Genomic DNA, 12,404 nt, shown 5'->3' with positions numbered 1-12,404 from the left:
CGGCCGTTTTCGTTGGCTCCTCAGTGCGACAGACCCGGGTCCCAGGGCCGGTCCCAGCGTCCGTGGTGGGCCACGGTCCCGACGCCGCGACGGCCCCGGCGCAGGCTGGGGCTCCGGCGGTCCGGCGCCGGGTAGCCCAGCGAGACGACCCCCACGATCCGCCGGTCCTCCGGCACACCGAAGGCCTCCTTGACAGGGCCGACCTCCTCCCGCTGCATCCCGAAGAAGAGGCCGCCCAGGCCCTCGTCCACCGCCGTCAGCAGCATCAGCAGCGCGGCCATCCCGGTGTCGACGTCCCAGTAGGGGACGGTCCACCGGGCCTCGTCCGCCTGGGTCGTGTGGGCCTTGTCCGCCTCGGCGTAGCGGCGCAGGTAGGCGCCCTTGTCGGACCAGCACAGGACCAGGCACGGCGCGGTGCGCACCCCCCGCAGCCAGCTGTTCGGCTCCACCTCGGGGTCGGTCGTCACCTCCCAGAAGAGCGCCCGGTCGGCCGGGTCGGTGAGCACCAGGAAGTCCCAGCCCTGGGAGAACCCGGCGCTGGGTGCCCGCACGGCATGCTCGAGGACCCGCTGTAGGACCTCCGGCGGCACGGGCCGGTCGGGGTCGTAGCTGCGCACCATCCGGCGCCGGCGCACCACGTCGCGGAAGTCCATGCCAGCATGATGCCAAGAGGGAGGAGGCACGACATGGTCGTGGCGTCGCAGACCGCAGCCGAGGCGGCAGAGGCCGGCGTGCGTGAGGTCTACCTCGTCGACTACGGGCCGCTCGCGGGGTGGGCCACCATCCTGCTGGGAGACCGGGGGCTGGCCGAGGACGTCGTGGTGGAGGCCTTCGCCCGGCTGCTCCAGCACTGGCAGGACGTGCACGACCCGCATGCGTGGCTCTACGCCACGGTCGCCAACCTCGTGCACGACCACTGGCGCCGGCGTGGTCGGGAGGCGGCCGCCTACGAACGCCTGCAGGCCGGTGTCACCGACCCCGACGTCGCCCCGGCAGGGCCCGACCGCGACGACGTGCTGTCGGTGCGTGAGGCCGTGCAGACCCTCCCGGAGCGGCTGCGCGTCCCGGTGCTGCTGCGCTACTTCGCCGACCTCTCGGTGCTCCAGGTCGCCCACCAGCTGGGCCGCTCCGAAGGGGCGGTCAAGCGCGACCTGCACGACGCGCGGACGCTGCTGGCGCAGAGCCTGGGGAGCCAGCGGTGAAGCAGTCGCGCCGCCGCCGACGCCGCGGTGACCGGCACGAGCGCCTGCTGCGCCGCCACGAACGGGTCGTCCGGGAGTTCTTCGCCACGCACCGCGCGCAGATGCCCGAGATCGAGCCGGACGAGCAGGCCTGGAGCCGGATCACGGCCGGACCCGTCTGGCAGGGTGGGGACATGACCGACCGTGCCGACCTGCCGCCGGGCTACCCGCACGAGTGGGAGGCCGACGTCGTGCTCATCGACGGGTCGGTGGCGCACGTGCGCCCGATCGTGCCGGCGGACACCCAGGGGATCCACCGGTTCCACGCAGGGCAGTCCAAGGAGTCCATCTACCTGCGCTTCTTCGCGCCCATCCCGCGGCTCAGCGACAAGGACGTGCACCGCTTCACCCACGTCGACTACGACGAGCGGGTCGCCCTGGTCGTGCTCATCCGCGACGAGATCGCCGGCATCGGCCGTTACGACCGGCTCGACCCCGACTCGACCACCGCCGAGGTGGCCTTCAACGTCTCCGACGCCCACCGCGGCAAGGGCATCGGGTCGGTGCTGCTGGAGCACCTCGCCGACATCGGTCGCGACCTGGGCGTGCGCCGGTTCGTCGCCGACGTCCTGCCGCAGAACCGGCGGATGATCGGCGTCTTCCGCGACGCCGGCTACGCAGTGGAGCACGAGTTCGACGACGGCGTCATCGTCGTCTCCTTCGACATCGAGCCCACCGAGGAGTCCCGCGTCGTCCAGATGTCGCGCGAGCACCGCGCCGAGGCGGTCAGTGTGCGGCGCGTGCTCACCCCCTCGGCGGTGGCGGTCGTCGGGGCCTCCCGCGACGAGGGGTCGATCGGGCGGGCGCTGCTGCGGCATATCGTCGACGGAGGGTTCACCGGGCCCGTGTATGCCGTCAACCCGGCGGTCGAGGAGATCGAGGGCCGTGCCGTGCACGCCTCGGTGACCGACATCGGTGAGCAGGTGGACCTCGCGGTGGTCGCCGTGCCCGCCGAGCAGGTGCTCGACGTGGTGAGCCAGTGCGCCGACGCCGGGGTGCGCGCCGTCGCGGTCGTGTCCTCGGGGTTCGCCGAGGAGGGGGAGGAGGGCCTGGCCCGGCAGGAGGAGCTGCTGCGCACCGCCCGGGCGGCCGGCATGCGGGTGCTCGGGCCCAACAGCTTCGGGATGATCAACAACGACCCGGCCGTGCGGCTCAACGCCTCCCTGTCCCCCCGCGTGCCCCCGCCCGGTTCGCTGGGCCTGTTCGCCCAGTCCGGGGCCCTGGGGATCGCCATCCTGGCCTCGGCGGAGCGACGCGGTCTCGGCATCTCGTGCTTCGCCTCGGCGGGCAACCGGGTCGACATCTCCGGCAACGACCTCATGCAGTACTGGCTGGACGACGACGCCACCACGGCCGTCGGGCTCTACCTGGAGTCGATGGGCAACCCGCGCAAGTTCTCGCGCATCGCGCGCAAGCTGGCCTCGCAGAAGCCGGTCATCGTGGTGAAGTCGGGGGTGAGCCGGTTCGGGCTGCCCCCCGGGCACCGCGTGCGGGCGACCAAGGAGCGACCGGAGGCGTTCGCCGCCATGCTGCGGCAGGCCGGCGTCATCCGGGTCGAGAACACCCACCAGCTCTTCGACGTCGCGCAGCTCGTGGTGCACCAGCCGCTGCCGGCCGGGCCGCGCGTCGCCGTCGTGACCAACTCCGACGCCCTGGGGGCGCTGGCCGCCGACGCCTGCGTCTCCTGGGGGCTGGAGGTCACCCACGGCCCGGTGGCGCTCCCGGCGGTGGCCGACCCGGCCCAGTTCGCCGAGGCGGTGCGGGCCGCGCTGGAGGACCTCCAGGTCGACTCCGTCGTCGCGAGCTTCATCCCGCCGCTGGCCACGACCGACCCGGAGGTCGTCGACGCCGTCACCCGTGCGGTCCAGGCCCACGACAAGCCCTGTGTCGCGACCTTCCTGGGCATGCGCGGGCTGGCCCCCGGCGGCACCCTGCCGACCTACCCGATGCCCGAGGACGGGGTGCGCGCACTGGCCGCGGCGACGCGCTACGCGCAGTGGCGCAGGCGTCCCTACGGCGACCGGGTGCGCCCCGAGGGGGTGAACCGCCGGGTGGCGCACGACGTGATCGAGTCCTTCCTCGGCGAGCACCCCCAGGGCGGAGACCTGGGCTCCGAGCAGGCTCTGGAGCTGCTCGCGGCCTACGGCATCGACGTCTGGCCGGTGCAGCACGTCCACTCGGCCAAGCAGGCGGCTGCGGTCGCCGAGCAGATCGGGCTGCCGGTGGTCGTCAAGGCGACCTCCGAGCTGGTCCGGCACCAGCCGGGCCAGCAGTGGGTCTACACCCGGGTCAGCCACCCCAAGTCGGCGGCCACCGCCTACACCGAGCTCGCCGAGGCGATGAGGCCGTTGGGCCTGGACGGCATCGCCCTGCAGAAGCAGGCACCTCCCGGGGTGGCCGTCGAGATCACCTCCTCGGAGGACCCGCTCTTCGGCCCGGTTGTCGGCTTCGGCGTCGCGGGCCTGCCCACCGACCTGCTCGGCGACGTGGCGCACCGCTTCCCGCCGCTGACCGACCTCGACATCACCGAGATGGTGGCCTCGGTCAAGGCCGCGCCCCTGCTGGACGGCTACCGAGGCACGATGCCGGTCGACCACGGTGCCCTGCACGACCTCGTGGCCCGGGTCTCGGTGTTCGCGGACGACCTGCCGGAGATCGCCACGCTGCGTCTCAACCCGGTGCAGGCCCACGAGGAGGGCATGGCGGTGCTGGGCGCCCAGGTGCGTCTCGCACCTGCTCCGACGCGGGCCGACACCGGTCGCCGTGCTCTCAGCACGTGACGTGGGAAGATGACGCATATGCCTCGCCGCCACTCCGCCGCCGCCGTGCTCCCCGAGGGCCTGCGCCGTGACATCGCCACCGCGGGCTACCTGCCCGCCGTCGTCCACGACATCGTCGCCACGGCGGTCGGCCCCGACGCGGTGGTGACGCACCTGGTCCACCAGGAGATGACCTTCGACGAGGAGGCCGTGCGGCGTCACCTCACCGTGCTGGTGCTCACCGAGCACCGGCTCATCATCGCCCACGCCGACGACCACGAGTCGGCCGAGCCCGAGCGCCAGCACCTGGCCACCGCCACCACCGAGGTCGTCCCGCTGCGGGCCGTGCGCGGGGTCATGCTCACCCACGTCGTCCCCGACCCCGAGAGCTTCCGGGGCGGCCTGGCCGGACGGTCGGTCACCCTCACGCTCGGCTGGGGCGCGGTGTCCCGTCTCGACCTCATCCCCGCCGTGTGTGCCGACCCCACCTGCGAGGGCGACCACGGCTACGAGGGGACCGTGGCCGGTGACGACATCTCGCTGCGCATCGCCTCCGACACCGACGGGGAGGCCGCGCTCGAGCGGGCGCTGCACTTCGCCCAGCACCTCTCGTCGCGCCTGGGCAGGTGAGCCCGCACCTCGGCTGGGCGGAGCCGCCGTATGCCGTGAGCCTGGCCGACGTGCTGCCCTCGGTGGTCGCCTCGTTGCGGGTGGCCCCGGCCGAGGGGGACGCCTGGGCACAGCCCGTGGTCGCGCTGCCCCCCGCCCGTTCGGCGGTCGTCGTGCTGGCCGACGGTCTGGGAGCACGGCAGCTGGCGAGGCGGCTCGGCCACGCGCCCTTCCTGCGCACCCTGGAGCCTGCGGCGCCGCAGGTGCGCAGCGGGTTCCCCTCGACGACCACGACCAGCCTGACGTCCTTCGGCACGGGGCTGCTCGCCGGTCAGCACGGGCTGGTCGGGTGGCAGGTCCGGCTGCCGGGCACCACCGACCGGCTGCTCAACCACCTGTCGTGGAAGGACGGTCCGGACCCTGCGAGCTACCAGCCCCATCCGACCCTGCTGCAGCGGGCCGAGCGCGCGGGCGTGCGGGTCTGCACGGTGTCCCGTGGCGAGTTCGCCGGGTCCGGCCTGACCCGCGCAGCGCTGGCGGGCGGGCGGTTCCTGGCCGCCAGAGAGGTCGACGAGCGGATCGAGCAGACCCTGCAGGCCCTCGCCGGCGAGGGACCGGCGCTGGTCTACCTCTACTGGCCGGAGGTGGACAAGGTCGGCCACGTGCACGGCCCGGACTCGTGGCAGTGGGGCGAGGCCGTGGAGGAGCTGGACAGCGGGCTGCGCACCCTGGCTGCCCGGCTGCCCGGCGGCACGTCGCTGACGGTGACGGCCGACCACGGCATGGTGGAGGCCCCCGAGTGGCAGCGGCACGACCTCGCCTTCTCGCCCGAGCTGGGGGAGGGGGTCGAGCTCCTCGGCGGTGAGCCGCGGGCGCCGTACGTCTACTGCCGGCCGGGGGCTGCCGACGAGGTCGCCGGCACCTGGCGGGAGGTGCTCGGGGACGACGCGCTCGTCCGCACGCGCGAGGAGGCGGTGGCCGACGGCTGGTTCGGACCCGTGCGGCCCGAGGTGCTGGAGCGCATCGGCGACGTCGTCGTCGCCATGCGAGGACAGTGGACCCTCCTGGACTCGCGCCTGCTGCGACCCCAGGTGCTGGCCCTGCGCGGCCACCACGGCTCACTGACCGACGAGGAGACGCTCGTCCCCCTGCTGCACCGGCCCGCCTGAGCCACCTCGGTCGCGGTCACACCAGGAGCGGGGTCACGACCATCGTCAGGAGTGCGCCCGCCAGGGCGAGGACGACCAGCGTCGACCGGTCGTGGAGACGAGCGACGGCATACAGCCCACAGACGACGGTGCCGACCAGGGCGACGGTCGAGGTGAGCCCCGCCATCAGCACCGGCAGGAAGTCACCGGCCTGCGCGGCCACCTCCACCAGCCACCACGACAGCACCCCGCTCACCAGCATCACGGAGCACAGACCGACCGACCACCACCCGGACCGCGTCGTCGGCAGGGCGTGGTGAGACCGGCTGCCCGTGGCGGGCGTGCTCATCGGCCTGCTCCTTCCGCCACCTCCAGTGGACCGCGGTCGGCCGCACGGTGCCAGGGCCGAAGGTCCCCCCGGCACGCTGCGCGACAGGCAGCGGAGTGTCACCCGTGCTCCGTAGACTGCACGCCGTGGCCGAACTCGTCTTCTTCACCGGGACCATGGACTGCGGCAAGTCCACCCTCGCGCTGCAGATGGACCACAACCACGCCGCGCGCGGGCGCAGCGGGCTGATCTTCTCCCGGCTCGACCGGGCCGGGACCTCGCGGCTCTCGTCCCGGCTGGGCCTCTCCCGGCAGGCGCTGGAGGTCCTGGAGCACACGGACTTCTGGGAGCTGGTGGTCGAGCAGATCACCAACGGCCGCAAGGTCGACTACCTCATCTGCGACGAGGCGCAGTTCTACGCCCCCGTGCAGGTGGAGCAGCTGGCGCGGCTGGTGGACGAGCTCGGCATCGACGTCTACACGTTCGGCATCACGGCCGACTTCCGCGCCCAGCTCTTCCCCGGGTCGCAGCGGCTGATCGAGCTGGCCGACCGCACCCAGCTGCTGCAGGTCGAGGCGCTGTGCTGGTGCGGCCGCACCGCGACGCACAACGCCCGCACCGTCGGTGGGGTGATGGTCGTGGAGGGTGAGCAGGTGGTCGTCGGCGACGTCGGCGACGGCGAGCCGCACGAGACGGTGGAGTACGAGGTGCTCTGCCGGCGGCACTACATGCGCCGGATGACGGCCCACGCCGCCCGCGCCCAGGCCCTCTCGCCCGACGTGCTCCCTTTCGACCTCGACCTGTGCCCGCTCCCGCAGCCCCGGTGAGCCCGTGACCGAGCACCACCGCGACAGCCCGGACCCCGTCCACCCCACGCCGATCACCGGCGCCCCGGCCCGCCCGCGCCTCGGCAGCCGGGCCAGGGCCGGTGCGGGCGTCCGCAGCGCCGGCCACAGCACCGCAGGAGCGGGCCTGGCCGCCGTGGCGGCAGCGCGCCGCGCCACGCACTCCGGGGGCGCCGGTCGCACCGGGCTCTCCCGCCTCATCGAGGTGCACGCCCTGCACAACGCCGGCGACGCGGTCGTCGCGGTGGCCCTGGCGGGGTCGCTGTTCTTCACCCTGCCCACCGGCGAGGCCCGCGGCCAGGTGGCCCTGTTCCTGCTGCTCACCCTGCTGCCCTTCAGCGTGCTCGCGCCCTTGGTGGGGCCGTTCCTGGACCGCTACCGGCACGGCAGGCGCTGGGCCATCGGCACCACGATGGGCCTGCGTGCAGTGCTGTGCGTCCTGCTCGCGCTGTCGCTGGACGAGGCGTCGTGGTGGCAGTTCCCCGCGGCGCTGCTCATCCTCATCGCCTCCAAGGCCTACAACGTGACCCGGTCGGCGGCCACGCCCCGGCTGCTGCCCGAGGAGATGAGCCTGACCTCGGCCAACGGCCGCATGTCGATGGCGGGTGTCGTCGGTGCGGCGGTGGCCGTCCCCGTGGCAGCCCTGCTGTCGACGGTGGGGCCGCAGTGGGCGCTGGGCCTCGGTGTGCTGGTCTTCCTGTTCGGGGGCCTGCTGGCGGTGCGGCTGCCGGCCAGGGTCGACTCCACCAGGGGCGAGGAGGAGGTGCCGATCTCGGAGTTCACCGACATGCACCAGCGGCGCAGGATCCCGCGTGAGGTGGTCATCGCCCTGCGGGCCAACGCCGGCCTGCGCATGCTCTCCGGCTTCCTGACGATCTACATGGCGTTCCTGCTGCGCGAGCAGCCGCCGGCCGGCTGGGAGAGCAGCTACACGGTGCTGATCGGCCTGGTCGCGGCCGCTGCCGGCTTCGGCTCGGCACTGGGCACCTTCCTGGGGGCCCGCACCCGGTCGGTCCCGCCGATGACGATGGTGAAGGTCGCTCTCATCGTCGACGTGCTCTTCGCGCTCGTCACCGCCCTCAGCTTCGGCATGGTCACCCTGCTGCTGCTCAGCGTCGTGGTCGGCACCTGCCAGCAGCTGGGCAAGTTCGCCCTCGACGCGACCATCCAGGAGAAGGTGCACGAGCGACGTCGCACCAGCGTGTTCGGCCGCTCCGAGACCCTCATCCAGGTGTCCTGGGTGGTCGGTGGCGGCCTGGGGGTGCTGCTGCCCATCGACGCGACGGTGGGCATGGGTGTCGTCGCCGGGCTGCTGACCGTCTGGCTGGTCGTCGTCCTCAACGGCGCCCGGGGCGGTGCCGCGGTCAGCGACGCCGGTCGCGCGCCCCGAACATGATGTCGTCCCAGCTGGGGACGCTCGGCCGGCCACGCCTGCGGGCCGCGGGGTCGACCACCCCGGCGTCCTCGGACTCGGGGGTGGGTGCCGGACCTGTGTCACCGCGGCGGGACGGCACACCCTCCGGCAGGCCCTCCTCGGCAGCGCCGCCCTCGTCGTCCCAGACGTCCTCGCCCTCCGGCAGCGCCTCCTCGTAGGCCCCCTCGGCCGGTCCCGCCTCGTCGTAGGGCTCCTCGAGCGGTCCCGCCTCGTCCTGAGGCAGGTCGTCGTCCTGACCCTCGTCGTCGTCCTCGCCGTCGAACTGGTCGAAGAAGTCGGCGAGGGTTGCCTCGTGCACCTCCTCGGACTCCTCCTCGTCGGTGTGCCCGTGGGCCGATGGCGGCAGACCCATGGTGTCCGGGTCGTAGGGAAAGTCCTCGAGGGGCAGCGCCTCCTCGGGCACGTCCCTGCGGCCGGGCACCGACCCCGGGTCGGAGGTGATCTCGCTGGTGTCGTCGGACTCGATGGTCGGCGGCTCCGGCGGGGGCTCCACCGCAGCGGCCCCCGGTCGGGGCCGGCGGGTGCGGCCGCGCTTGCGGGACCGCTCGCGCATCGAGGACATCAGGTCGTCGGGTCCGTCGAGCGCGCCGCCGAAGATCGTGGCGGCCGCCGCCTCACGCGGCAGGGTCACCTCGTCCTCGCTGAGCCAGCGTGCCTCGTCGTCCAGAGCGTCCAGCGAGCCGGTGGCGGGGTCGAAGGTCCACGACGCCTGCCGGTCCCGCTGCCCGGCCACGAAGGTCACGACCACGGTCCAGCGGCCGCCCTCGGGGCGGGTGGCGTCCCAGGCCACCTTGTCGGCCGGCACCCCCCGGGCCTCCAGACGCTCCGAGGCCCGCGACTCCAGGGTGGGCGGGCTCCCGGCCCGGTCGTGGGTGCGCACGTGCGAGGCACGGGCCCGTCGCGCCACGTGCTCGCGCTCCGCCAGGATCGGGGTCTCGTAGCGCTGCACCCGCTCGGGATCCCAGCCGGTACGGCCGGCGATCTCCTCGGGGGTGTGGCCGGCCCGGATCATGGACTGGACCTCGCGCGGTGTGACCGGCACCGTCGACGCCGGACGGGGCCGTTCGCGGACGGCCGCGCGCAGCCGGTCGTCGACCGGCACGACGTAGTCCGTGCCGTCGCCGGCGGTGACCACGAGGTGGGCGCCGTCCTCGTGCAGCCCGGTGAACCGCAACTGATCCATGCTGCCTCTCCCTTGTGCCGACATGCCTCCAGGGTCGACTGTGCCACCTGGGGCCGTGCTCGTCGCGCAGGCCACGCCGGAGCCGTGCCGCCCGGGTACCTTTGCTCCCACCATGGTCGCCTCGAACGAAGGACTGCAACTCTTTCTCGACATCATCGGGGTGTTCGTGTTCGCCCTGTCGGGCGCGCTCGTGGGGGTGCGCAAAGGGCTGGACATGATCGGCATCGCGGTGCTGGCGTGGATCGCGGGGCTCGGCGGCGGCATGCTTCGCGACGTCTTCCTCGGCGACGTGCCGCCGGTGGGGATCAGCGACTGGCGGCTGCTCGTCACCGCCCTGACCGCCGGGCTGTTCGTCTTCGCGACCCACCACCAGGTCATGGCCGCCGTCTCGGACATGCCGCGCGTGCGCCGCGAGATCATGTCCCAGTCGGTGCGCACCCTGGACGCCGCCGGACTGGCGATCTTCAGCGTCGGCGGCGCGCTGAAGGCGGTCGCCTTTGGTGCCGACCCGCTGGCCTGCGTCCTCATCGGGGTGATCACCGCCTGCGGGGGAGGTGTCCTGCGCGACGTGCTGGCGGGGCAGGTGCCCGAGCTGCTCAGACGCGAGCTGTATGCCGTGCCGGCCCTCATCGGCTCCACGATCGTGGTCGTGTCCTTCGAGCTCGGCCACCTCAGTGAATGGGTCGTGTGGGCATCCGTCATGCTGGTGTTCGTGATCCGCATGGTCGCGGTGATCCTCGACCTCAACGCCCCGACCGCCCTGCGCACAGGAGACCCGCGATGACCTCACCGCTCGCCGAGCCCGCCGACCCGGACCGCGCCGCTGCCGAGGCGCCCCCGAGCGAGGAGTCCACCGACGAGGTCCTGCAGGAGGCGACGCAGCAGGAACGCACCGACGAGACAGCCCCCTACGACGCGGTCGTGCTGGTGTCCTTCGGCGGCCCCGAGGGTCCCGACGAGGTCATGCCGTTCCTGCGGCGGGTCACCCGGGGCCGGGGCATCCCCGACGAGCGGCTGGCCGAGGTGGCCGAGCACTACCACCACTTCGGTGGGCGCAGCCCCATCAACGACCAGAACCGTGCCCTCATGGCGGCCCTGCGCGCCGAGCTCGACCGTCGCGGCGTGGACACCCCGCTGGTGTGGGGCAACCGCAACTCCGAGCCCTTCCTCACCGACACCCTGCGGGACGCCCACGAGCGGGGGATGCACTCGTTCGTGGTCGTCACCACCAGCGCCTACTCGTGCTACAGCTCCTGCAGGCAGTACCGCGAGGACCTCGCCGAGGCCCTCGACACGCTGACGGCCGAGGGGCGCACGCTGCAGGTGGACAAGGTGCGGCAGTACTGGAACCACCCCGGCTTCTCCGCGGTGAACGTGCGCCTGGTCACCGAGGCCGTCCGCGACCTGCACGAGCGCACCGGCGAGGTGCCTCGGGTCGTCTGCGTGACCCACTCCATCCCCGACGCCATGGACGACACGTCCGGCCCCGGGGACGAGGACGGCAACCTCTACAGCGCCCAGCACCAGGCCCTCACCGAGGCCATCGGCCAGGAGGTCTCGGCCACCCTGGGCCAGGAGGTCACCGCCGACCTGGCCTACTGCTCCCGCTCCGGCCCGCCCACCCAGCCGTGGCTGGAACCCGACGTCAACGACCACCTCACCGCCCTGCACGGGCAGGGGGTGCGGCATGTCGTTGTGGCGCCCATCGGCTTCGTGTCCGACCACATGGAGGTCGTGTTCGACCTGGACACCGAGGCCCGTGAGACGGCCGACGAGCTCGGCCTGGACATGGTGCGGGTGCCCACGGTCGGGGTGGACCCGGAGTTCGTCAGCGGTCTGGTCGACCTCGTGCTCGAGCGGGCCGGTGAGGCGCGCGGCGACGACGTCGACCGCCCGGCGTGGCCGGTGCCGGTGCCGCGGCCCTCCGTGTGCCGTCCCGGCTGCTGCCCCAACCTGCGCACCGCGAAGCCGGCCTGCTGCGGGAGCGACTGAGTGCCGGTCGACCTTCCCGCCGAGTCCGAGCGGGTCGCGCTCGAGCAGCTGGCCGTGGACCTGGCGACGGCGGCCGGGCGCTTCGTGCGCGACGAGCGACCCGACCAGGTCGCGGTCGCGGAGACCAAGGCCACCGACCTGGACGTCGTGACCGTGATGGACACCCGCTGCGAGGCGCTGCTGCGGGAGCGCATCGCGAGCGCCCGCCCCGACGACGGCATCCTCGGCGAGGAGGACGGGTGGTCGGCCGGCACCTCGGGGCTCACCTGGGTGCTGGACCCGATCGACGGCACGGTCAACTACCTCTACGACCTGCCCGCGTATGCCGTGTCCGTCGCCGTCGTCGTCGGTGACCCCACCGTGCCCGGGGGCTGGACGCCGGTGGCCGGGGCGGTGTGCAACCCGCGGGTCGACGAGGTCTTCCACGCCCGCGCCGGTGGCGGCGCCCGGCTGGACCGGCCCGACGAGCCGGGCGGCACGGCATACATCCGGGGTCACGCGCTGCGCGTGCGGGAGCCCGAGTCGGCGTCCAAGGCTCTGCTGGCCACCGGCTTCAGCTACGACGTGGACGACCGCCGGGCCCAGGGTGACATCGCCGTCAGCATGCTCACGCAGGTGCGCGACCTGCGTCGGATGGGGGCGGCCTCGCTCGACCTGTGCCACGTGGCCGCGGGCCGGGTCGACGCCTACTACGAGCGGGGGCTGCAGCCCTGGGACATGGCGGCCGGCGTGCTCGTCGTGACCGAGGCGGGAGGCGTGGTCTCCGGGCTGGCCGGGCCTGCCTCGCGGGACATGGTCGTCGCCGCGGCCCCCGGTCTGCACGCCACCCTGCACCCCCTGCTCGTCGAGCTGCACGGCTGAGGG

Annotated in this window: 12 protein-coding genes; 9 read left to right on the top strand and 3 right to left on the bottom strand. The window is 73.4% G+C overall.

Features of this window, described 5'->3' with window-relative positions:
- Window positions 1–20: 20 nt before the first annotated feature.
- Window positions 21–653, bottom strand: a complete 633-nt coding sequence (locus tag LVO85_RS13785) for a nitroreductase family protein (protein WP_232748068.1) — start codon at window positions 651–653, stop codon at window positions 21–23.
- Between the two features lie 33 nt (window positions 654–686).
- On the opposite strand from LVO85_RS13785, the gene LVO85_RS13780 reads away from it, so the two are divergent.
- Genes LVO85_RS13780 through LVO85_RS13765 form a run of 4 tightly spaced genes read left to right on the top strand, consistent with a single transcriptional unit; the run spans window position 687 to window position 5,778 of the window.
- Window positions 687–1,202, top strand: a complete 516-nt coding sequence (locus LVO85_RS13780) for an RNA polymerase sigma factor (RefSeq protein WP_232748067.1) — start codon at window positions 687–689, stop codon at window positions 1,200–1,202.
- Complete coding sequence (locus tag LVO85_RS13775; RefSeq protein ID WP_332875441.1) at window positions 1,199–4,021, top strand: bifunctional acetate--CoA ligase family protein/GNAT family N-acetyltransferase; 2,823 nt, start codon at window positions 1,199–1,201, stop codon at window positions 4,019–4,021. Before LVO85_RS13780 ends, LVO85_RS13775 begins: the two co-directional genes overlap by 4 nt.
- Window positions 4,022–4,030: 9 nt before the next feature.
- Window positions 4,031–4,630 carry a DUF5998 family protein gene (locus LVO85_RS13770; protein WP_332875440.1) on the top strand — a complete coding sequence of 200 codons (600 nt, stop codon included), beginning with the start codon at window positions 4,031–4,033 and terminating at the stop codon, window positions 4,628–4,630.
- Window positions 4,627–5,778 carry an alkaline phosphatase family protein gene (locus tag LVO85_RS13765; protein WP_232748066.1) on the top strand — a complete coding sequence of 384 codons (1,152 nt, stop codon included), beginning with the start codon at window positions 4,627–4,629 and terminating at the stop codon, window positions 5,776–5,778. Before LVO85_RS13770 ends, LVO85_RS13765 begins: the two co-directional genes overlap by 4 nt.
- A 16-nt stretch (window positions 5,779–5,794) precedes the next feature.
- On the opposite strand, the gene LVO85_RS13760 is transcribed toward LVO85_RS13765, so the two are convergent.
- Window positions 5,795–6,106 carry a hypothetical protein gene (locus LVO85_RS13760; protein WP_232748065.1) on the bottom strand — a complete coding sequence of 104 codons (312 nt, stop codon included), beginning with the start codon at window positions 6,104–6,106 and terminating at the stop codon, window positions 5,795–5,797.
- A 125-nt stretch (window positions 6,107–6,231) separates the two neighbouring features.
- Here LVO85_RS13760 and LVO85_RS13755 point away from each other — a divergent pair, with 125 nt between their 5' ends.
- Both LVO85_RS13755 and LVO85_RS13750 read left to right on the top strand, forming a co-directional pair.
- Window positions 6,232–6,912 (top strand): thymidine kinase, encoded by a 681-nt coding sequence (locus LVO85_RS13755; protein ID WP_232748064.1) that lies wholly within the window; start codon window positions 6,232–6,234, stop codon window positions 6,910–6,912.
- A 4-nt stretch (window positions 6,913–6,916) separates the two neighbouring features.
- Complete coding sequence (locus tag LVO85_RS13750) at window positions 6,917–8,326, top strand: MFS transporter (RefSeq protein ID WP_232748063.1); 1,410 nt, start codon at window positions 6,917–6,919, stop codon at window positions 8,324–8,326.
- On the opposite strand, the gene sepH is transcribed toward LVO85_RS13750, so the two are convergent.
- Window positions 8,295–9,548 carry a septation protein SepH gene (gene sepH / locus LVO85_RS13745; protein ID WP_232748062.1) on the bottom strand — a complete coding sequence of 418 codons (1,254 nt, stop codon included), beginning with the start codon at window positions 9,546–9,548 and terminating at the stop codon, window positions 8,295–8,297. The genes LVO85_RS13750 and sepH overlap by 32 nt on opposite strands.
- Before the next feature lie 112 nt (window positions 9,549–9,660).
- On the opposite strand from sepH, the gene LVO85_RS13740 reads away from it, so the two are divergent.
- From LVO85_RS13740 to LVO85_RS13730, 3 genes are read left to right on the top strand one after another with little or no spacing between them, the layout of a single operon-like run.
- On the top strand, window positions 9,661–10,332 hold the full coding sequence (locus LVO85_RS13740; RefSeq protein WP_232748061.1) for a trimeric intracellular cation channel family protein: 672 nt from the start codon (window positions 9,661–9,663) through the stop codon (window positions 10,330–10,332).
- Complete coding sequence (locus LVO85_RS13735) at window positions 10,329–11,540, top strand: ferrochelatase (protein WP_232748060.1); 1,212 nt, start codon at window positions 10,329–10,331, stop codon at window positions 11,538–11,540. Before LVO85_RS13740 ends, LVO85_RS13735 begins: the two co-directional genes overlap by 4 nt.
- Entirely contained in the window at window positions 11,541–12,401 is an 861-nt protein-coding gene (locus LVO85_RS13730; RefSeq protein ID WP_232748059.1) for an inositol monophosphatase family protein, read from the top strand.
- Window positions 12,402–12,404 lie beyond the last annotated feature (3 nt).

The organism is Ornithinimicrobium sediminis, from assembly GCF_021272345.1.
GTDB lineage: Bacteria > Actinomycetota > Actinomycetes > Actinomycetales > Dermatophilaceae > Ornithinicoccus > Ornithinicoccus sediminis_B.
This window is presented reverse-complemented; position numbering and strand designations above follow the sequence as displayed.